Source organism: Bradyrhizobium sp. Ash2021, assembly GCF_031202265.1.
Lineage (GTDB): Bacteria > Pseudomonadota > Alphaproteobacteria > Rhizobiales > Xanthobacteraceae > Bradyrhizobium.
Map to the genome: position 1 here is coordinate 7,478,318 of NZ_CP100604.1, position 19,150 is coordinate 7,497,467.

At 62.6% G+C, this 19,150-nt stretch carries 17 protein-coding genes and 1 riboswitch; of the genes, 5 read left to right on the plus strand and 12 right to left on the minus strand.

All coding sequences use genetic code 11. The annotated features are described in order from the left end of the window. Positions 1-83: 83 nt before the first annotated feature. The 7 genes from NL528_RS35995 to mobB form a co-directional block, all read right to left on the minus strand. Positions 84-1,739 (minus strand): OFA family MFS transporter, encoded by a 1,656-nt coding sequence (locus tag NL528_RS35995; RefSeq protein ID WP_309179122.1) that lies wholly within the window; start codon positions 1,737-1,739, stop codon positions 84-86. A gap of 336 nt (positions 1,740-2,075) precedes the next feature. After that, complete coding sequence (locus tag NL528_RS36000; RefSeq protein ID WP_309179123.1) at positions 2,076-2,345, minus strand: sulfurtransferase TusA family protein; 270 nt, start codon at positions 2,343-2,345, stop codon at positions 2,076-2,078. Positions 2,346-2,447: 102 nt separating this feature from the next. Then, the gene (locus NL528_RS36005; RefSeq protein WP_309179124.1) at positions 2,448-2,789 is read right to left on the minus strand and encodes a DUF190 domain-containing protein; all 342 of its coding nucleotides are present in this window, start codon (positions 2,787-2,789) and stop codon (positions 2,448-2,450) included. Between the two features lie 2 nt (positions 2,790-2,791). Further along, positions 2,792-3,223, minus strand: coding sequence for a fluoride efflux transporter CrcB (gene crcB, locus NL528_RS36010; RefSeq protein WP_309179126.1), 432 nt, complete (start codon positions 3,221-3,223; stop codon positions 2,792-2,794). Positions 3,224-3,239: 16 nt separating this feature from the next. Next, positions 3,240-3,626: a fluoride efflux transporter CrcB gene (gene crcB / locus NL528_RS36015; RefSeq protein WP_309179127.1), complete on the minus strand. Its 387-nt coding sequence runs from the start codon at positions 3,624-3,626 to the stop codon at positions 3,240-3,242. Between the two features lie 306 nt (positions 3,627-3,932). Further along, a riboswitch (Fluoride riboswitch) is annotated at positions 3,933-3,993 on the minus strand. 67 nt (positions 3,994-4,060) lie between these two features. Continuing rightward, entirely contained in the window at positions 4,061-5,314 is a 1,254-nt protein-coding gene (gene glp / locus NL528_RS36020) for a gephyrin-like molybdotransferase Glp (protein WP_309179128.1), read from the minus strand. 8 nt (positions 5,315-5,322) lie between these two features. Further along, positions 5,323-5,850, minus strand: a complete 528-nt coding sequence (gene mobB, locus NL528_RS36025) for a molybdopterin-guanine dinucleotide biosynthesis protein B (RefSeq protein WP_309179129.1) — start codon at positions 5,848-5,850, stop codon at positions 5,323-5,325. A 175-nt stretch (positions 5,851-6,025) separates the two neighbouring features. On the opposite strand from mobB, the gene NL528_RS36030 reads away from it, so the two are divergent. Both NL528_RS36030 and mobA read left to right on the plus strand, forming a co-directional pair. Further along, a complete protein-coding gene (locus NL528_RS36030) occupies positions 6,026-6,916 on the plus strand; it encodes a formate dehydrogenase accessory sulfurtransferase FdhD (protein WP_309179130.1) in 891 nt (296 codons plus the stop codon). Positions 6,917-6,956: 40 nt separating this feature from the next. Next, positions 6,957-7,526, plus strand: a complete 570-nt coding sequence (gene mobA, locus NL528_RS36035) for a molybdenum cofactor guanylyltransferase MobA (protein ID WP_309185137.1) — start codon at positions 6,957-6,959, stop codon at positions 7,524-7,526. Between the two features lie 137 nt (positions 7,527-7,663). On the opposite strand, the gene NL528_RS36040 is transcribed toward mobA, so the two are convergent. The 3 genes from NL528_RS36040 to NL528_RS36050 are packed head-to-tail and all read right to left on the minus strand — an operon-like array spanning position 7,664 to position 11,923. Further along, positions 7,664-8,794 (minus strand): FAD-dependent monooxygenase, encoded by a 1,131-nt coding sequence (locus NL528_RS36040; RefSeq protein ID WP_309179131.1) that lies wholly within the window; start codon positions 8,792-8,794, stop codon positions 7,664-7,666. A 50-nt stretch (positions 8,795-8,844) separates the two neighbouring features. Continuing rightward, on the minus strand, positions 8,845-10,794 hold the full coding sequence (locus tag NL528_RS36045) for a molybdopterin biosynthesis protein (RefSeq protein ID WP_309179132.1): 1,950 nt from the start codon (positions 10,792-10,794) through the stop codon (positions 8,845-8,847). Between the two features lie 13 nt (positions 10,795-10,807). Beyond that, positions 10,808-11,923, minus strand: a complete 1,116-nt coding sequence (locus tag NL528_RS36050) for a molybdopterin-binding protein (protein WP_309179134.1) — start codon at positions 11,921-11,923, stop codon at positions 10,808-10,810. 200 nt (positions 11,924-12,123) lie between these two features. On the opposite strand from NL528_RS36050, the gene NL528_RS36055 reads away from it, so the two are divergent. Further along, complete coding sequence (locus NL528_RS36055) at positions 12,124-13,347, plus strand: ABC transporter substrate-binding protein (RefSeq protein ID WP_309179135.1); 1,224 nt, start codon at positions 12,124-12,126, stop codon at positions 13,345-13,347. A 705-nt stretch (positions 13,348-14,052) separates the two neighbouring features. On the opposite strand, the gene NL528_RS36060 is transcribed toward NL528_RS36055, so the two are convergent. Beyond that, on the minus strand, positions 14,053-14,241 hold the full coding sequence (locus tag NL528_RS36060) for a hypothetical protein (RefSeq protein WP_309179136.1): 189 nt from the start codon (positions 14,239-14,241) through the stop codon (positions 14,053-14,055). A gap of 166 nt (positions 14,242-14,407) precedes the next feature. Here NL528_RS36060 and NL528_RS36065 point away from each other — a divergent pair, with 166 nt between their 5' ends. Further along, positions 14,408-15,133, plus strand: coding sequence for a DsrE family protein (locus NL528_RS36065; protein ID WP_309179137.1), 726 nt, complete (start codon positions 14,408-14,410; stop codon positions 15,131-15,133). A 1,173-nt stretch (positions 15,134-16,306) separates the two neighbouring features. Here NL528_RS36065 and NL528_RS36070 read toward each other — a convergent pair. After that, the gene (locus NL528_RS36070) at positions 16,307-17,320 is read right to left on the minus strand and encodes an IS110 family transposase (protein WP_309179139.1); all 1,014 of its coding nucleotides are present in this window, start codon (positions 17,318-17,320) and stop codon (positions 16,307-16,309) included. 440 nt (positions 17,321-17,760) lie between these two features. Between NL528_RS36070 and NL528_RS36075 the strand changes: the two genes are divergently transcribed. Continuing rightward, positions 17,761-18,132, plus strand: coding sequence for a GcrA family cell cycle regulator (locus NL528_RS36075; RefSeq protein ID WP_309179140.1), 372 nt, complete (start codon positions 17,761-17,763; stop codon positions 18,130-18,132). Positions 18,133-19,150 lie beyond the last annotated feature (1,018 nt).

Here is a 19,150-nt window from a genome sequence, read left to right on the forward strand (position 1 = left end):
TTGGGTCAATCGTTGAATTGGACGGAAAGACGAAAGGCGCCGCGGGACGAATATGTTCGTCCCGCGGGCCACGCGATGTTCGATCAGAGTATCTTGACCGCGCTTTCCAGCGTCTTCCAGACACCCCAGGCGAGCGGGATACCGACGAAGGCCCAGAACAGCGCGGCCTTGGCGTCGAAGCCGCCCCTGTCGATGCCGAACGAGCCGGTCTGCACCGCCGCCGCGTTCTTCGCGCTCGCCGCCTGCAGCCGGGCGACCTCGGCGGCACTCATGTGCCACTTCGGATCGACCGGCTTGATCAGATAATTGCAGATCAGCCCTGCGATCAGCATCGCGCACAGGATGTACATCGTGGTGTTGTAGAGCTGATCGCGCGGAACGCCGGCCGCGAGCTGGAACTCGCGGATGTAGTTCACCACCACCGGACCGATGATGCCGGCGGTCGACCACGCCGTCAGCAGCCGGCCGTGAATGGCGCCCACGAACTGGGTGCCGAACATGTCGGCGAGATAGGCCGGCACGGTCGCGAAGCCACCGCCATACATCGACAGGATGATGCCGAAGCCGAGAACGAACAACAGTTTCGAACCCATTGCCGCAAAGGTCGGCGCCAGCGCGTAGAGCGCAATGCCAAGCAGGAAGAAGCAGTAATAGGTATTCTTGCGGCCGATATAATCCGACAGCGACGCCCAGAATACGCGGCCGCCAATGTTGAACAGCGATAGCAGACCAGCAAAGCCTGCTGCGATCGCGGCGATCGTTACCTTCTGATCGGCGGTCAGCGCGTTGAAGCCAACGGTCGGTAAACCAATCAGCTTGCCCGCGAAGATCTCCTGCAACATCGGAGAAGCCATGCCGATCACGCCGATGCCGGCCGACACGTTCAGACAGAGCACCCCCCAGATCAGCCAGAATTGCGGCGTCTTGTGCGCGTCCTTCAGATGGACGTGATGCTCCGAAATCATCGTCTTTTTCTCGCTCGGCGGCGTCCAGCCTTCCGGCTGCCAGCCCGCCGGTGACACGCGATAGGCGAACGCGCCAATCATCATGAAGACGAAATAGATCACGCCCATGGTCGCGAAGGTTTCCCAGACGCCGACCGAGGTTGGCGTCTTGAAATAGTTGATGAGGTTATTGGCGAGCGGCGCGCCGATCATGGCGCCGCCACCGAAACCGGCGATGGCGAAACCGGTCGCCATGCCGCGGTGGTCGGGGAACCATTTGATCAGGGTCGAAACCGGAGAGATGTAGCCAAGGCCGAGACCGACGCCACCGATGACACCGGCACCAAGCCACATGATCCAGAGCTGATGCACGTAAACGCCGAAGGCGCCGATCAAGAGGCCGCCGGCCCAGCACAGCGCCGCCACGACGCCGGCCTTGCGCGGGCCGACGCGCTCGAGCCAGCCGCCCCAGATCGCGGCGGAGACGCCGAGCAGCACGAAGAACAATGTGAACATCCAGCCCAGGCTGGCGACTTTCCAGTCGCAGGTGGTGGTGAACAGTTCCTGGAACAGGCCCATGTCCGGGCAGGCTTTCGGCGCCGTCAGTCCGATCGCGCGCGACAGCGGCAGCCAGAACACGGAAAAGCCGTAGGCCATACCGATGCACAGATGAATGCAAAGCGCCGCGGGCGGCACCAGCCAGCGATTGAAGCCCGCCTTGGCGATGGTGTGTTCGCGATCGAGGATTCCCTCGCGCGCGCCAGACACAGCGCCCGTGCTGCTGATTGTCGTCATCGGTTGCCTCCCCCCTGCAGCCGCCCTTGATGGGCGGTCTGCCGTCTACGATCCCGTTGCGTTCAACACCCCCGCGAACCAGCTCCCACTTTGCTGCTCCGCACAATTCCAGGATGCGCTGGGATCGATAAGCGCATCCCAAAGAACTCCAACCCCCGACGCGACAGGATATGCCCGATGCCGGTGTCGGCTTAGATTCGAAATGTGGCCTGCCCCAACCTGCGTCGTGCCCTGCCACAGACGCGACCCGACCTCCGCAGCCCCGCGGAGAACGATAATTGGGACAGAAGGCGGGACGGGTGTCGATAGGCAAATGGTAGGTATCAATCAGAGCGACTACCGCGCTGCAGGCGACAAGCCATTCGATTTTTCAATCAGGTCATTCGCTTTCTCGATCAAGAACACGATCCGGCTTTCGCTTCGCTCCGATATCTCGACCTTGTCACCGGTTTCGCGGATCAGGTTCGGGATATCGATTACCGACAGCGGATCGGTGCAGTGCACTTCCAGCAAATCGCCGGGTGCGACTGATTTCAGCGCCTTGCGCGTTTTCAATGCCGGCAGCGGGCATTTGAGGCCGGTGAGATCGAGTTTTTTCGTGGTCATACAGCTATACTTGGTGAAGCCGGCTATCCTCGTCAACGGACATCACCCGGGCTTCCGGCCGCGGCGCCATGCGCCACGCGCCCGACAATTGTTCCCACTTACTCAGGCGGTGGCTTTCGCCCCATATTGAAGAACCTGCACCTTTTCGAGCGTGATGAGGCCACTGGTCATCATGTGATCCAGCGTCGGCAAGAAGCCGCTGATCTTGTCCTCGCTGTCGACGATCTCGATCACCAGCGGCAGGTCCTCCGAAAGGCGCAAGATCTTCGTGGTGTGAAGCCGGCTGGATGCGCCGAACCCCATCGCGCCGCGCAGAACGGTTGCGCCGGCCAGGTGCAACTCGCGCGCCTTGAGCACGATCGCCTCATACAGTGGCGATCCGGCGAACTTGTCATCCTCTCCAATGAACACGCGGAGCAGTAGCGCCTGTTTTGGGATTTGCATCGTTAGCTCCCTTTCAAACGGTTGAGGCGGCTTGCCAGTGCATATCCCAGCCACACGGCCAGGAGCCAGGTCACGGTCGAGACCGCGATATTTGTAAACGCCATCCGCGTCATGCCGGCTTGCAGCAGCTTGAATGTTTCCAGGCTGAAGGTTGAAAACGTGGTGTAGCCCCCGCAAAACCCAGTCATGACGAACTGCCGTTGCCGGGCACTCGCGAACAACCTTCCGTCGGGACCGCTCAGGGTGCTGTAAAATCCGATAATAAACGAGCCGGTGACGTTGACGAACAGGGTCGCCCACGGGAATCCCGGACCCGGCAGGATGATGAGCGAGGCAAGATAGCGTGCAACGCCACCTATGACGCTGCCGGTCGCGACGTATCCGTAGAGGATCGCGGTATTCCAGTTCGTGCTGGCGGGAGTGCCGCTGGTCATTGTCCGGGATCCCCCTTCATCTCAACAGATCGACAAGCGCAAAACCCACGGCGACGGCTCCGATCGACAGCGCGACGGACATCGCGACGTAGCCGATGGCGCGGCCGCCCTCTCCGTCCCTCGCCAGCGCGAGCGTCTGCAAACTGAACGAAGAGACGGTCGTGTAGCAGCCCAGGAAGCCGGTCACCGCGAACAGCCACGGATTCGGCGAGGCAAACAGCGATGCGTTGTCGCGCGCCAACGCTCCAAAAACACCGATCAGGAAAGCGCCGCTGACGTTGATCGTGAGCGTGCCCCATGGAAACGTCTCGCCGATACGCCTGGCGATAACTCCCGAAACGAAATAGCGCGCAATGCCTCCCAGCACACTGCCCAGGACAACGGAAATCAGCGCGCTTACCATCGGCGGGGACTTCCTGGCCGTTTGGGCTCGAACTGAACAAACATGCTCATCGCTTCAGATTGATGTCTCTCACAATCATAATCGAATCTCAGCCAAGTCATGCGATCTTCCCCAAAGACAACTCCAGCCACGAAAATGCAGGCCACGCGCTGACGCGCGGATCGCAAACGGTCTCCTCGCGGAGCGTGGCAAAGCCTCGCAACGCGTCGCCGGCATGCCTCATGCGGCCACTCTTTCGAGCAGCGCATATGGCCCATCCAGTTGCTTACGGTGGAGGAGTTCAGACATGCTCCTACCGACGCAAAGCGCCTGGCAGGAGTCATCAGCCTTGCGGCGGTTATCGGGGGACCCCATCCCCATCGGGATGAAATTTATTAGAGGCAGCGCAGGCGCGCAATAGCTTTTCCACGGACGTCAGCCGCCCGCGCCACAAGTCAGAGCAGGCTCGCATAGGACAAAAACCCGACGGTCTGGCCGGGCTCGACAAGGGTGACCCGTTCGTCGAGCTCCACCAGCCCGTCGGTGTCGACCAGCGACGACAACAGGCCGGCGCCCTCGCGCGGAAATTTGACCGCCTCTAACCCGCCGTCTGCGCCGTTGCGCAAGGTGACGCGGACATATTCGCGGCGCGCGATCTTCTTTTTGTAGGTGAAGGCCGCGCGGACCGGCATCGGAACCAGCGGCTGCAGCTTTGCGCCGGATAGTGCCAGGATGGTCGGCCGCACCACATGGACGAAGGTGACAAAACTCGCGACCGGATTTCCCGGCAGGCCGATGAACGGCGTGCCGCCGATAATTCCCATGGCGACGGGGCGGCCGGGCTTGATCGCCATCCGCCACAGCACGAGCTTGCCGGCACTCTCGACCGCCGCCTTGACGTGATCCTCTTCGCCGGTCGACACGCCACCGGTGGTGAGGATCAGATCATGGTCGCCGGCCACCTTCTTCAAGGCGCTTGCGAGCGAGGTCCGTTCGTCCCTGAGGATGCCGAGGTCGCCGACCTCGCAGCCGAGCCGGGCCAGCATCGCCATCAGCATGAAACGGTTGGAATCGAACAGTTGCGCCGCCGCGCGCGTCTCTCCCGGCGAAACCAGTTCGTTGCCGGTGGAGAACACCGCGACGCGGATCCGCCTGACCACGCCAAGCTGCGTCAGGCCAAAGGCCGCGGCGAGCGCGACATCCTGCGGCCGCAGGCGCTGGCCGGCGGTTAGCGCCGCACGGCCCGACGGAATATCTTCGCCGGCCGGACGGACATTGGCGCCGGGTTTCAGGCCGGCGGGAAGCACCACCTTGCCGTCTTCGAGGCGGACATCCTCCTGCATGAAAACCGTGTCGGCGCCTTCCGGCATCGGCGCGCCCGTAAAGATGCGCATGGCCTCGCCGGGTTTGACCGGCGCCGGCGCCGAACCGCCCGCCTGCACCCGCCCGCTCACGGCATACGCCTGCGCCTCGCCTTGCGGCAGATCGCGACCCGCCACCGCATAACCATCGACGGCGGAATTGGTGAAAGGCGGCAGCGGCAGCGGTGCCGCAATGTCGCGCGCCAGCACGCGCCCATCGGCGGCCGCGAGCCCGACGGTTTCGACGTCCTCAACCCTGGTCACCCGCGCCGCGATGATGCCGACGGCTTCATCGACCGACATCATCGGACCGCCGAAGGCAAAGCAATCGTCGGACAATTGCGCCATCTTCCGTCTCAGCCCTCGCTAAAGCTTTTCGCCAGCACGTCCTCGACCGATATCGCGGATCGCTGCATCATGGCCGCAATCGCCTCAATATCATCGAGATGAGCCGTCGGCAGTGTGGTTTCAACGGCCGTGTCGGTCGCGATGCCGACCACGCCGGGATCGTCGGGAAACAGCAGCGGCTTGCCGTTGGCGGCGCGGTGCACCTCGATCTTGCGATGCGGCTCGCGCTTGAAACCCTCGATGATGACGAGATCGACCCGGGCCAATTTGGCCAGCAGTTCCGGCAGCCGTGGCTCACCGGCGCCGCGCAGCTCATGCATCAGGGCCCACCGCCTCGTCGAGGACACCAGCACTTCCGCGGCGCCGGCCTCGCGGTGCCGCCAGGAATCCTTGCCGGGTATGTCGACATCGAACGCGTGATGGGCGTGCTTGATGACGGAAACCCGCAAGCCCCTTTCCGTCAGATGCGGGATCACCCGCGTCAGCAAGGTGGTCTTGCCGGCGCCGCTCCATCCCGCGAGGCCTATCACTTTCATCCCGTTCATCCCCACCGTCATTGCGAGCGAAGCGAAGCAATCCATTTCACGGCTTGGTGAAACGATGGATTGCTTCGTCGCTTCGCTCCTCGCAATGACGTTTCTGGCCACATTTCGCTTATGCTCCGAGATGCTTTATATCGGCTGGGATGCAATGTCATGCTAACCTCGCGATATGATGAAAATCGACAAAGCTCCCGTCCCCCTGATCGTGCCCAACCCGGACGATCCCCGGCTGACCGAACGCGTCACCGGCACCGATCAGAGCGGCGCCACGGTGGAAATCAGGGTGCCGGTGGAACGGCCGCTGACGCTGTACCTGAACGCGCAGGAGATCGTCACCATGATGACGATCGGCGACTATCCGGAATATCTCGCGCTCGGCTATCTCTTGAACCAGAACATGCTGAAATACGACGATATCGTCACCGAGGTCGAATATGACGACGACTTGCAGGTCGTGGTGGTGCGCACCGAGCACCACACCAATTTCGAACAAAAACTGAAGAAACGGACGCAGACGTCGGGCTGCGCGCAGGGCACGGCGTTCGGCGACCTGCTGGAAGCCGTCGAAAGCGTGGCGCTGCCGAAGGCGGAGTTGCGCACCTCCTGGCTCTACCAGATGACGCATGCGATCAACACCATGCCCTCGCTCTATCTGGAGGCCGGCGCCATCCATGGCTGCGTGCTGTGCAAGGAAGGCCAGCCTGTCTGCTACACCGAGGATGTCGGCCGCCACAACGCCGTCGACAAGATCGCGGGCTGGATCTATCGCCATGGCGTCGATCCCGCCGACAAGATTCTCTACACCACGGGCCGGCTGACCTCGGAGATGATCATCAAGACGGTGCGGATGGGCATTCCGATCCTGGTTTCGCGTTCGGGCTTTACCGCCTGGGGCGTCGAGCTGGCGCGGCAGGTCGGCCTGACGCTGGTCGGGCGCACACGCGGCAAGCGCTTCATCGCGCTGTCGGGTCAGGAGCGCATCATCTACGACCAGAATATCGATTACGTCGAAGAAGAATCCGCGCGGCACAAGCGCAAGGGCGAACAACGTGAAGACTGATATCCCCGGCGTGCTGCTCGCCGGCGGCCTGGCGCGCAGAATGGGCGGCGGCGACAAGCCGATGCGCCGGATCGGCGGCCGCACCATCCTTGAGCGCGTGATCGCGCGATTAAAACCGCAATGCGACGGGCTCATTCTCAACGCCAACGGTGATCCCGCGCGGTTCGCGGCGTTCGAACTGCCCGTCATTCCCGACGGCGTCGCCGATTTCCCCGGCCCGCTCGCCGGCATCCTGGCGGCGCTGGACTGGGCGGCGGCGAACCGGCCAAAAGTGTCGCTGGTGTTGAGCGCGGCGGCGGATTGCCCTTTCCTGCCGCGCGATCTGGTTGCACGTCTGTATCAGGCGCTGGCAGAACAGAACGCCCAATTGGCGGTCGCAGCATCCGACGGCCAATCGCATCCGGTGATCGGACTATGGAGCGCCGCCTTGCGCGAACAGCTCCGCCACGCGCTGGTGGTCGAAGACGTCAGAAAGATCGACCGCTGGACCGCGCGCTACAAACTGGCCACCGTGACATGGCCGACCGCGCCGCTCGATCCGTTCTTCAACGCCAACACCATGGACGACATTGCGGAAGCAGAGCGGCTGGCGGAGTTGGACGGGGGGTGATCGTGCCCCGGATGCTGCGCAGCACGAAGTGATGCGCTGCTGATCCGGGGCCCATGTTGTGGGTAACATTGCGATGGGTCCCGGCTCTGCGGAGCAGCGTTACACGCTGCACCGCGTCCGGGACACGTCCGGGACGCCTACGCCGCCAGCGGCACGTTCCAGGCGTCGTAGCCATAGACCCAGTCGCCGTCGGTTTTTTCCTTGAGCCAGATATTGGCCCGCGACGTCTGCTGCACGCGCGCGGTACGGTCCTTCCGGCTCGCCTCGAACCGGCGGAAGGCGTCCGGAACCTGGTCCCGCTCCACGCCGTCGAGGCACCGCGACAGCACCGCGGCGTCCTCGATCGCCATCGCCGCACCCTGCGCCATATAGGGCGTCATCGGATGACAGGCGTCGCCGAGCAGCGTCACGTTGCGGTCCGACCAGCGCTCAAGCGAATTGCGATCGACGATCGCCCATTTGTGCACATCCGGGCACGCCGCCAATACGGTTTCGACCTGGCGATCGAAGCCGGCGAAGGCCAATCGCAATTCCCCGACGTCGCCCTTGGCCGACCAGGACTCGATCCGGAAATCCGGCTCGGGCTGGCTGGTCACGAGGTAGATCTCGCTGCGGTCCGGCTTGACGTAATAGATCACGATGTGCCGGTCCTCGCCCCACCATTTGGTGCAGTCGTCGATCTTTTGCCCGTTCAGAAGGGCGGCAGGATAGGTCGTGCGGTAGGCGATGCGGCCGGTAAATTGCACCGGCGATGCGCCGAACAACATGTCTCTCACGACGGAATGAACACCGTCGGCGCCGATCACGGCATCGGCGACCGCGGTTTCGCCGCTGGCGAAAGCAAGCCGCACGCCGTCGCCGGTCTCGTCCAGCCCGACCAGTTTGTGGCCGAGCTTGATGCATTGGTCGGGAACCGCACTTGCGAGCGCCGCGTGCAGGTCGCCGCGATGCGCCAGCAGATAGGGCGCGCCGAATTTCTGCTCGGCGGTCTCGCCAAAAATCATGTCGAACTTGACTTCGCCGGTGCGCCAATCCCGGTTATTCCAGGAGCGCGGATAGAATGACCCGTCGCGCAAGCGGGATTCGAGCCCCAGCCCGCGCAACACTTTCATGGCGTTGCAGCCGATCTGAATTCCGGCCCCGAGCCTGGCGAATTGCGGTGCCTGCTCATACACCGTGACGTCGATGCCGACGCGCCGCAGCGCCGCCGCCGACGCGAGCCCGCCCATGCCGGCACCGACAATCGCAATCGTGAGCGGCCTTGCCATCGCTTCCCCCATCCCGGTCTTTTTTTGGCGCGAGGCCAAACCGGTATCGCCTATGCCGGCCGAAATCCCGCCCGCGTCAGCGCTTCGCGGCTTTTATCCGACGCCAGCGCCTCCAGAAAGGCCTGCACCGCCGGGCGTTGCCTGCGCGCCGTCACCAGCGCGAAATCATAATGCTCTTCAGCGAACGGAATGAAACCCAGACCGGACGCATGCGCGACCGGCGCAATCGTCATGCCCCAGTCGGCGCGGTGCTGCGCCACCGCGGCGGCGACCGCGTTGTGCGAGCGCGGCTGATTCCAGTAGCCGTCGGGGCGCGCTTCGCCGAGCAGCCGGTCGATCAGGATGCGCGTGCCCGCGCCCTGGTTGCGGTTGACCATGATGCAGGCGGGATCGGCCAGTGCAGCGCGCACCGCAGCCTCGGCGCTCAGGCCTTCGAAGCGCGTGTCGCCCTTGCGGAACACGATGCCCTGCATCCGCCGCCAGCCCGGCACCAGTTCGAGCCCGGGGCCGAGAAACGGCGTGTTGTAGCTCTCGGTTTTTCCGTCGAACAAATGGATCGGCGCGAAATCGCACTCGCCGCGTTTGGCCGCCGCAAGCCCACCAAGGCTGCCGACCGCGATCGAACGCACGGCAAGCCCGGCATGCGCCAGCGGCGCGGTGACCAGATCGAGCCCGGTGCAGTGGCTGCCGACGATGACGAGATCCGGCACCCGCACATGCGGCGTGAACAGCGTCACCTCGGCCTCGGACCCCGCCGGCATCTGATCGGCCAGCGCATCGATCCGAAGGAACCCGTCGGCTTGCGCAAACGACGTGATCGCGCCCGAGCCCTTGCCGGTGGGATAGGCGATCAATCCGTCCGATCCCTCGACCAGCGACACCATGACGAATTCGGTGCGGCCGAGTTCGGACGCGATCCGCACCGGAATTTTCGCCGTGACCCTGGCGTCGGAGCGCGGCGGCAGCCCGGCCATGCGCCGCAGCACCGGCACGATCATGTCGTGGAAGGTGAACATCGCCGAGGTCGGAAATCCCGGCAGGATCACCACCGGCTTGCCGTCGCAGACCGCAAGACACAGCGGCTTGCCCGGTTTCAGCGCGACGCCATGGGCGATGATGCCGGGTTTTCCGAGCCGTGCGATGATACGATGGGAGACGTCGCCGGCGCCCTTCGAGGTGCCGCCCGAGAGCACCAGCATGTCGCTGGTTTGCAGCGCCTGGCGCATCGCGGCTTCGAGTTGCGCTTCGTCATCGGGGATGGCGCCAAGGAATATCGCGTCGCCGCCGTTCTCGGAAATCGCCGCGGTGACGATCGCGCCATTGCTGTCGTAGATCGCGGCGGGGCGCAGCGCCGCGCCCGGCTGCACCAGTTCGTCGCCGGTGGAGATGACAGCAACCCGGATCGGTCGCGCGACGGTGACTTGCGCGATGCCGCAGGCCGCCAGCATGCCGATCTCGCGCGAGCCGATCATGGTGCCGGAGCGCAGCAGCGCCTCGCCGCGCGCGATGTCGGAACCGGCATAGGAGAGGTATTGCCCCGGCGACGCGGCACGGCGGATCTCGATGGCGCGGGAACCCGCCGGCTGGGTCTGTTCGACCATCACGATGGCGTCGGCGCCGCGCGGCACCGGACCGCCGGTCGCAATCGACGTCGCCGTTCCCGACAGGACCGGCCGCATCGGCTGAGTGCCGCAGGCGATCACTTCATCGTTCAGCATCATGCGCACGGGTGCTGCTTCGCCGGCGGACGCGAGATCGGCGGAACGCACCGCAAAGCCGTCGACATTGGAGCGATCGAACGGCGGCACGTCGATGGGTGCGACAATATCTTCCGCCAGCGCGCATCCGAGCGCATCACCAAGCGATCTCTGTTCGCTCGGCACCGGACGCGGAAACAACGCCGCCTCGAACCGCGCCAATGCGTCTTCGCGCGTCAGGATGGTCAGGAACTGGTCCTGGTCGACATTGTCGTGGTTTTTCTGCAGGGGCGTCTTGGTCATGCGCGAATCCATCTCACTCCCGCAACATAATATAGGCATCGACCGGCGTGCCCGCAGCAAATCCTTCCGCATCCGCGGGCACCGGCAGCCACGCTTCGGCCCGCGCGATCGCATCGAGCGATAGTTCCCCCACCGCCAGCGTGATCCAGACGCCCTGCTTTTGCTCCAGCAGCACGATCTCGGCGATGCCGACCGCGGAGGCAATCTTGCGCGCCAGCGGCAGATTGAGCGTCTTGCGCGGCCGGCGCCCGGAAAGCCGATCGAGCACGGGAAGCGTCAGCGTCCACCACGCCGCAAACGCCTGATCCGGCGCGCCCGGCAGCGCCACCACAGGCGTCGTACCGATGCGGCCGACGGCCGAAGTGCGGCCGGGTTGCAGGGCGATACCATAGCTAAGGACCTCGCCGCGTTCCGCCAGCGCCGTCACGGATGTGTCGGTGCGGCCGACGCCGCTGCCGCCGACAGTCAGCAGCAGGTCGCAGGCCGGCCCGTCGAACGCCCGGACGATCGACGCGGCATCGCGTGAAGCTGAAGTGACGCAGGCGACGTCAGCGCCGGCGGCCCGCGCGCTTTCCACGATCAAATCCGCCGTGACCGTTCCGCCGGGAATATTGACGATGCGCAGGCGCGGACGGCGCACCCTCAGCTTTTCCATTCCCGCGGTGCGCGCGATCAAGAGATCGCGGGCCACTACGCGCCGGCCGGCCTCGGCGACAAAACTTCCCGCGGCGATATCGGCGCCGGCGCGGCGAACGCCCTGCCCCGGGATCGACTCCGCCAGCACCTGCACTATCGGCCCTGATTGATCCACGGAATCGGAATCCAGCACGCAGTCGCAGCCGCCGGGGATGGCGTCGCCGGCGTCGACCCAGCGCGGCGCTGCCGCGAGTGGCAGCGGCGAATAGGACGACGCGCCGACGAGGTCGCTCGAGCGAAACGCAAAGCCGTCGCTGGCGGCGATGTCATGCGGCGGATACGCCTGAAGCTGCGGCATCTCGGCCGCGATGCAGCCCAAGGCTTCCGCAAGCGGCAGTTCGACCGGCGTCACCGGACCCTGATCGCGCAGCAACGCGCCAAGCGCCGCATCGAGCGGGGTGAGCGAAGCCGGCAGGCGCTGGGATGTAACCATGGCCCGCGTATGTACTGAATCGGTCCCAAAATATACAGCCTGCCCCCGTCCCGGGCGGGGTCATTAGCCTCAAGGCGCGTTGACGCCGGCCCGAAAATAGTTGCAAAAGAAACCAATCTGGCCGGGGCTCCAGGTCCCGGTAAAAGCAAAACGGTCAAGCAATAACGGCCAATGTGCCGGAGGTAATGGGAGGAGACAGGATGTTCGGCAAAAACCTATTTTCACTTGGGTTTTCACTTGGAGCACTCGCGGCCGCACTGCTGGCCTCAACGGCGGCGTCAGCGCAGATATCCGACGATGCGGTCAAGATCGGCGTCCTCACCGACATGAACGGTCCGGCGTCGACGCCGACCGGTCAGGGCTCGGTGACCGCCGCGCAAATGGCGGTCGACGATTTCGGCGGCAAGGTCTTGGGCAAGCCGATCAGCGTGATCGTCGGCGACCATCAATTGAAGGCCGATATCGGCGCCAGCCTGGCGCGGCGCTGGTATGACACCGAGCAGGTCGATCTGATCGTCGACGTGCCGGTCTCGGCCGTGGGCCTCGCGGTGCAGACCGTCGCCAACGAAAAGAAGAAGCTGTTCATCACCCATTCGACGGGGTCTGCGGATTTCCACGGCAAGTTCTGCTCGCCCTACGCCATCCAGTGGGTGTTCGATACCCGCGCGCTCGCGGTCGGCACCGCGCAGGAAGTGGTCAAGCGCGGCGGCGACAGCTGGTTCTTCATCACCGACGACTACGCGTTCGGGCACTCGCTCGAGAGGGATGCCTCCGCCGTCATCCTCAAGAACGGCGGCAAGGTGCTGGGCTCGGTGAAGCCGCCGTTTGCGACGCCCGATTTGTCGTCCTTCATCCTGCAGGCCCAGGCCTCGAAGGCCAAGATCATCGGCATCGCCGGCGGCCCGCCCAACAACATCAACGAGATCAAGACCGCCGGCGAATTCGGCGTCTTGAAGGGCGGCCAGCAGATGGCCGGGCTGCTCGTGCTGATCACCGACATCCATTCGCTCGGGCTTCCCGCGGCGCAGGGGCTGTTGCTGACGACCTCGTTCTATTGGGACATGGACGACAAGACCCGCGAATGGTCGAAGCGCTATTTCGCCAAGATGAACCGGATGCCGACGATGTGGCAGGCCGGCGTCTACTCGTCCGTGACCTATTACCTCAACGCCATCAAGGATTCCGGCACCGACGACCCGCTCAAGGTCGCGGCCAAGCTGCGCGAGAAACCGGTCGAGGATTTCTTTGCCCGCAACGGCAAGCTGCGCGAGGACAATCTGATGGTGCACGATCTGATGCTGGTGCAGGTCAAGTCGCCGGAAGAGTCGAAATATCCCTGGGACTATTACAAGATCCTGGCGAAGATCTCCGGCGAGGACGCGTTCGGCCCGCCCAATCCGGAATGTTCGCTGGTGAAGAAGTAGCAAACTCTCACCGTCGTCCCAAGAAGCCCAACAACGTCGTCCCGGCGAACGTCGGGACCCATAACCACAGGCGTTCGTGGTTGTGGCTAGCTGTTGCTCCAGCGGTTCACAAAATCAGCATCGGTGGTTATGGGTCCCGGCTCCTGATGCGCAATTGCGCATATGGGCCGGGACGACGAGTTGAGGGAGTTGCGAGCTACTTCACCACCCCGATCCCGGTAGTTTCGGTGAGTGCACTCAATCGGAAGAAGCAGGACAAGTCGATAAGTCAATTTGGTGCACCGTCACCATAACTCCGGTTGAACGTCGACGGCGTGAGCGCCGGCGGCGGGTCGTCGTGAATGCTGCAAACTTCGTCGCATCTTGCGCCTCGTGAGGTGCATGGGTTAGCCCGTCAGAGGTATATTCAACCGCTCACGAAAGCACTGTATTCTGCCCGAGTTTAGGATCGTTGGGTTGGCGGAAGTACCCAGCTTTGGCGATCCGAGATAGGAGCCCCCGGCGCGCTACAGCGTCGGGGCTCTCTCGTTGCGTTCTGGAGGCCATCATTCACATGACTGATCAACGATTGGGGCGTCTTGAACGTGGATCGGTGACAGAGAAACGAGTGAAGAGTTCGGCGAACGATGATCGCGCGGCGATGCTCGAAACGGCGGATTACCCTTCGGCTCCAATCGGCCCTACGCGCTGGCATGCATCATTCGATCACCCCGTCGGCGAGCGCCAGAAGCGTTGACGGGATTGTGAGGTCCATCGTCTTCGATTGATGACGAACTCGAACTTGGACGGCTGCACGACGGGCAAGTCGGCTGGCTTCTCGCCCTTCAGAATTAATCCGGCGTAAGTGCCGACCAGACGATAGATGTTGGGAAAGCTCGTTCCGTAGCTGGTCAACCCGCCGGCCTGTTCGCAGGCGATGTTGTTCGCATACCCTCGATGGAATGATCTGGCTCAGGGTGGAGATGGTGCAAAGATGGCCGCGGAGTGCAAGGCCACATACCGTCGCGAAGCGCCGGACAATTTGATGGTCTCTGACGAGATTTTGCGAAGGAGAAACACGATGAGCATGTTTCAGCATATTGCGAAGGCAGCGACGATGGCAGCCATCGCGGTCCTGCTTACCGCACCATTCGCCGCGGCGGAGCAAGGCGGACGATACTGGGTGCCGAAAACGACCAGCCCCGGCCCATACTGGAGACCGTCAACGGCCAACCCCGCCCAATATTCTGAGCCGACCACAACGACCCCGGCCCCATACGCGGGACCGATAACGACCACCCCGGATTCCGGATCGATCAAGATGGATCGCGCCACGCATGGGCGGTGGCTTGGGAGACACTCGACGAGACGGTTCGCCACCACACAGGCGCGGAAGCGATCCCCTCTCGCTGCAATGGCCCAGGCCATCCCCGTTTCCAAAGCGCACCGTTTGATCCTGCAGGTCAACACGAATGACCCTGCCACGATGAATCTCGCGCTGAACAACGCAACGAACGTTACGCAATATTATAAGGAGCTCGGGGAGAAGGTGAAAATCGAGGTCGTCACGTTCGGGCCTGGCCTGCATATGCTTCGCGATGACACGTCGCCGGTGAAGGCTCGAATCGAGCAAATGGCGCTGAGTACGCCGGAGGTATCGTTCAAGGCTTGCGGCAACACCCAGGAAAAAATGCACGAAGCCGAGCACAAGGACATACCGATTGTCGCTCAGGCGCAGGTGGTAAAGTCAGGCGTGGTGCGCGTGATGGAACTGCAGGAGGAGGGCTGGACCTACCTAAAACCGTGACCGAGGCAAATCGTCATACCGGAGTTGGTTTGTCCCGAACGGGTTAACGTAGAAGGGCTGACAGGCCTGCAGCTAAATCGCGGAAGACGTGGTGCGGATGGTCGAAGAAGACACAGGCAAGACGGACCATGCGCTGCTCGCAAAGGTGCGATAAGTCACTTTAGTGCACTGAAGATCATCTAGCCGGCCTTCGCACTCTTGACCAGCGGCCGGCCAATGGGTGTCACCGTAATTCTAGCTGCACTTCAAGTGCGGCTTGGAACCATTGCAACCGAAGCGGCGTGGACCTTCCACAGCAAGGTCATTCAGTCGATTGGCGCTGGGGATAGGCCGGTGCAATCGGCAATCACCGAAGAGAATCGATGCGGCTGCGCGTGCCATCGAGTTGAAACCAATCGCAGGCCACGAATAGGGCTTTCAATGCCTACTCGGTTTGAATTTTCCGAGTGACGTTATTCGAGATATGGCAAGAGCTGCTTTGGAGGCGGCGCGTACCGCATAGAACAAGCCGCCCGGGCGATCGCCGGACGGCTCATTCCGCAACTGCCGGCACGGCGCCGGTTCCATCGCACATTGCTTATTTCGGCGGGGCCGTCGCCCTGGGGCAGAGCGGCGGTCCCTTATCGCCCGGTACGCATGGCCGGGGTTGAAGAGGCGCCGGCCAATCCGCACGACTATCGATACGCTAAGACTTAAAATGCAACTGGCAACTGCAATTTCGAATTAACCCTTAAGGCTATGGCGCTGGAATTACGGTGACGCCCATTAGCCGGCCGCTGGTCAAGGGCGCAGAGCATTTTTTTGGCAGCACTGGCTGCCAATTTTTCTCATTTGTCGTTTTCAGCTGCCGTGTTCGAACCGCGCCCGTTTCTTCGGTTGATGGCTGCGTCCGCATCACGGATCGCGCCAGACACCCATCGGGATCAAGCATCGGCCCGACCGGGGCCCGCGCCCTGGCGGCATGGCCGCCCCAGAAGAACGTTGGTGCCGCCTCGCATCCAAAAGAATTTCACAGAATCGTGGCTGCCAGCGTGCCGGCGCCAATCTCCGGATGGCTTACGCTGCGGGCGATCCGCTGTCACCGCGGCTGGTGACGGCGATCCGGCGTCCAATTCAGTGCAGGTGGTTGCAACTCCAGTCACCGTACCTGGCTCGCCGAACCGCCGTCGTCCTTTAGGCAAAGCAGCGCGTTGCGTCGAACGGTTTGCCCTCCTTCAGGATGTGATAGCAGGCGCGCGCGAGCTTGTGTGCCAACGCCTTGGTGGCGACGATGTTGTTGGTCCTGGCCTTCTTGCGTTCATGGAAACGCTTGGCCTCCGGGCAAAAACGCCTGGCGAAGTTCGCCGCCTCGACGAAGGCCCAGGCAAGATATTTGTTGCCGTTCTTGACGTTGCCTTCGCCTTTCTTCTTGCGATTGCTGGTGTGCACGCTGTCAACGCAGCGCGCGTAAGACGCAAAGTTGCCGACGTCGGCGAACCGATCGATCGGACCGGTTTCCAGAAGAATGACGGTGGCGAGCGTCTGGCCGATGCCCGGCACGCTGGTCAACAAGCCGTATTGCGGACGCGGCTTGACGCGTTCTTGCAGGCGCTTTTCAAGAAGCTCGATCTGTGACTGCAGTGTCGCGATAACCGCGACGTTGGCCTTGATTGCCAAGCCTACATCCGCCGCCAGGGACAGGTTGTCGACCGCATCGTCGGTCAGGCGCTTGATCTGATTGCTGGTCATTCGCCCGCCCAGCTGCTGGGCCATGATGTTCTCGACCGCGAGGACATGTGCCGTGCATGATTGCACCAGCTGCATGCGCTTGCGCGCCAGATCGCGCGTCGCCCGCTGCTCCCGCGGCAGGATCGTGCCCGTCGGCAAGATGCTCAGCCGCAGTAAATGGGCCAGGTGCTGCGCATCGGTCTCGTCGCCGCTGTGCTTCAGTCCTTCGTATTGCTTGATCGCAGCCGTATTGGCGAGATGCACGTGGAAGCCGGCGTCCTGCAAGCCGTCGACCAGCCAATACCAGTTGTAGGTCGACTCGACAACGATGCCGGCCAATTGCTCTTGCCAGCGAACCAGAAAGCCAATGATCTTCGTGACGTCGTTCGGCAAGCGCTTCTGTGCCTCAACCCGATCGGCATCGTCGATGATCGCGATAACGCTGTTGTTAGAATGCAGATCAATCCCGCTGTACATCATCCTCGCCTCCTCGTGGTCAAAAGTGATTCGATGATTACGAATTCACCTTAGCTCCACGGCCTTCTCGGTTGCGAAGGCCGGCTAGATGATCTTCAGTGCACTTAACCGGCCGATGAGTGTGCCCCAAGGCTGCGTTCTATTCCAGAAGCAATCCACGCCCGCCAAGGCGAGCGGCACTGTGGATTGCTTCCGCCTTCGCTCGATGAGCTACGGCGAACAAGTCGCCGAGAGTTAAGGTGACAGTGCACTAAATTGCTTTGCGCGCGATGAGATGATGCGAGCCAAAATGCTCGCCAGTCAGTTAAGTGCACTGGACTGCAGCCCATAAAGAGACACGGGAATTCCCGCCTCAAGGCTCGATCTATATCGGCACAGTTCGGATTGCATTATTGCGGCAAATCAGATTTGTTCCGCGAATGGATTTGCGCGGAACGAAACTCATGTGGAATGACCAACTCGATGCAAAATTGCTGAGGCTTAGGCGAGAGGGGCTTTCCTTTTCCGAGGTAGCAGAGCGCATGGGGGTGTCTCGAAACACGGTTCTTGGACGCGCTCAGCGCCTTGCCGGGAAAAAATTCCCTTCGCAGACGGCGAGGTCTGAGCTGAGGCGCCGGGCGAATGACGCGCGAGCTCGACAAGTGGCCGCCAAAGCAAAGGTAACTTCGAGGAAATTGAAGAAGGATCTGGCCAGTGGCGTGCCCCGGGACGTGGCGGTCAGAACGGCTTTGGATTTAGGCGCCGCACCAAAACTTGTCGCTGACATCATCGGTGTTTCAAGTCAGCGGGTGTGCCAGATCATGCGGGAGTCTTGACGTTCGGAGGATGATCCCCCGGGGGGCGATTCATGGAAAAGAGGCCCGCCCAATTGAGGCGGCCTTACTTCAGACCTGACTCACACCTGCCGCGATTCAGGATTCGGCTCGCGCGCGCAATCCTTATGACGGTGACAGTGGCCGCGTTCTATTCCCGCCAGAAGCAACCCGCGCCGCCAGACCGAGCGGCGCCGCGGAGTGCTTCGCTTCGCGCGCAATGAAAAACTACCGTTTTCAGCCGCGACCCATTGACCCGACGGGCAAATCACTTCGGATTTTCCGAAATAATGTCAAGCCCAGGAATCAAAAATATTTCGCTTCACCCGTCGGGCAAATCAGCGCTACTAGCTCGCCCCGTCTCACCCGATGAGAGGGGCGTTGCGCACGTCACGAAACGCGCGGTGGGATGCGGTGGACGCGATGCTTGCGCAAGACGAACGCAGGCGCTCGCGGACGGCGAAGTCGCGTGGTTCTGACGCCGCGATGCTGGCGTCAAGTTCGTGAGAAGCAAACGCTTCTCAGGGGCGACGGTGGCAAGAAAGCCCGTTCACCGGGGAGAGCGCGAAGTAAGCCGTAAACCATTGCGCAGGGAAGGCCGGATGCCTCCGCTGAACCTGTATGCTCGTGTGCGTTTTCTTTGTGCATTTTGCACACGAGACCGCGGGTGCAGCGTGCACCCGGTCTTCCCTGCGCCCTCTTCTCTTGATGAGGGCGGAAGTTCAGGCAAACCTCGGGCATATCATGCCGCGAGAATGCGGAGTCACATCCACCAGTCGTCATCGCCCGCCAACGGGTCGGCCGAATGACCGCCCGATGACAGGCTCCGGCGGGCGATCCAGTTGGCCGCGGCCTATCGGCCAAGGTCAGGCGCCTCTGGAATACTGGATCGTCCGGTCAAGCCGGACGACGACATCGGAGAGTTTTTTGAAAATTGAATGTGAAGTTTCAATTTCGTCATTGCGAGCGCAGCGAAGCAATCCATGCTTCCGCGCGTGCGGAGGGATGGATTGCTTCGCGG

Coding starts and splice junctions, on each gene's coding strand:
- NL528_RS35995 (WP_309179122.1), bottom strand. CDS start 1,739: ATGACGACAATCAGCAGCACGGGCGCTGTGTCTGGCGCGCGCGAGGGA.
- NL528_RS36000 (WP_309179123.1), bottom strand. CDS start 2,345: ATGACCACGAAAAAACTCGATCTCACCGGCCTCAAATGCCCGCTGCCG.
- NL528_RS36005 (WP_309179124.1), bottom strand. CDS start 2,789: ATGCAAATCCCAAAACAGGCGCTACTGCTCCGCGTGTTCATTGGAGAG.
- crcB (WP_309179126.1), bottom strand. CDS start 3,223: ATGACCAGCGGCACTCCCGCCAGCACGAACTGGAATACCGCGATCCTC.
- crcB (WP_309179127.1), bottom strand. CDS start 3,626: ATGGTAAGCGCGCTGATTTCCGTTGTCCTGGGCAGTGTGCTGGGAGGC.
- glp (WP_309179128.1), bottom strand. CDS start 5,314: ATGGCGCAATTGTCCGACGATTGCTTTGCCTTCGGCGGTCCGATGATG.
- mobB (WP_309179129.1), bottom strand. CDS start 5,850: ATGAAAGTGATAGGCCTCGCGGGATGGAGCGGCGCCGGCAAGACCACC.
- NL528_RS36030 (WP_309179130.1), top strand. CDS start 6,026: ATGATGAAAATCGACAAAGCTCCCGTCCCCCTGATCGTGCCCAACCCG.
- mobA (WP_309185137.1), top strand. CDS start 6,957: ATGGGCGGCGGCGACAAGCCGATGCGCCGGATCGGCGGCCGCACCATC.
- NL528_RS36040 (WP_309179131.1), bottom strand. CDS start 8,794: ATGGCAAGGCCGCTCACGATTGCGATTGTCGGTGCCGGCATGGGCGGG.
- NL528_RS36045 (WP_309179132.1), bottom strand. CDS start 10,794: ATGACCAAGACGCCCCTGCAGAAAAACCACGACAATGTCGACCAGGAC.
- NL528_RS36050 (WP_309179134.1), bottom strand. CDS start 11,923: ATGGTTACATCCCAGCGCCTGCCGGCTTCGCTCACCCCGCTCGATGCG.
- NL528_RS36055 (WP_309179135.1), top strand. CDS start 12,124: ATGTTCGGCAAAAACCTATTTTCACTTGGGTTTTCACTTGGAGCACTC.
- NL528_RS36065 (WP_309179137.1), top strand. CDS start 14,408: ATGAGCATGTTTCAGCATATTGCGAAGGCAGCGACGATGGCAGCCATC.
- NL528_RS36070 (WP_309179139.1), bottom strand. CDS start 17,320: ATGATGTACAGCGGGATTGATCTGCATTCTAACAACAGCGTTATCGCG.
- NL528_RS36075 (WP_309179140.1), top strand. CDS start 17,761: ATGTGGAATGACCAACTCGATGCAAAATTGCTGAGGCTTAGGCGAGAG.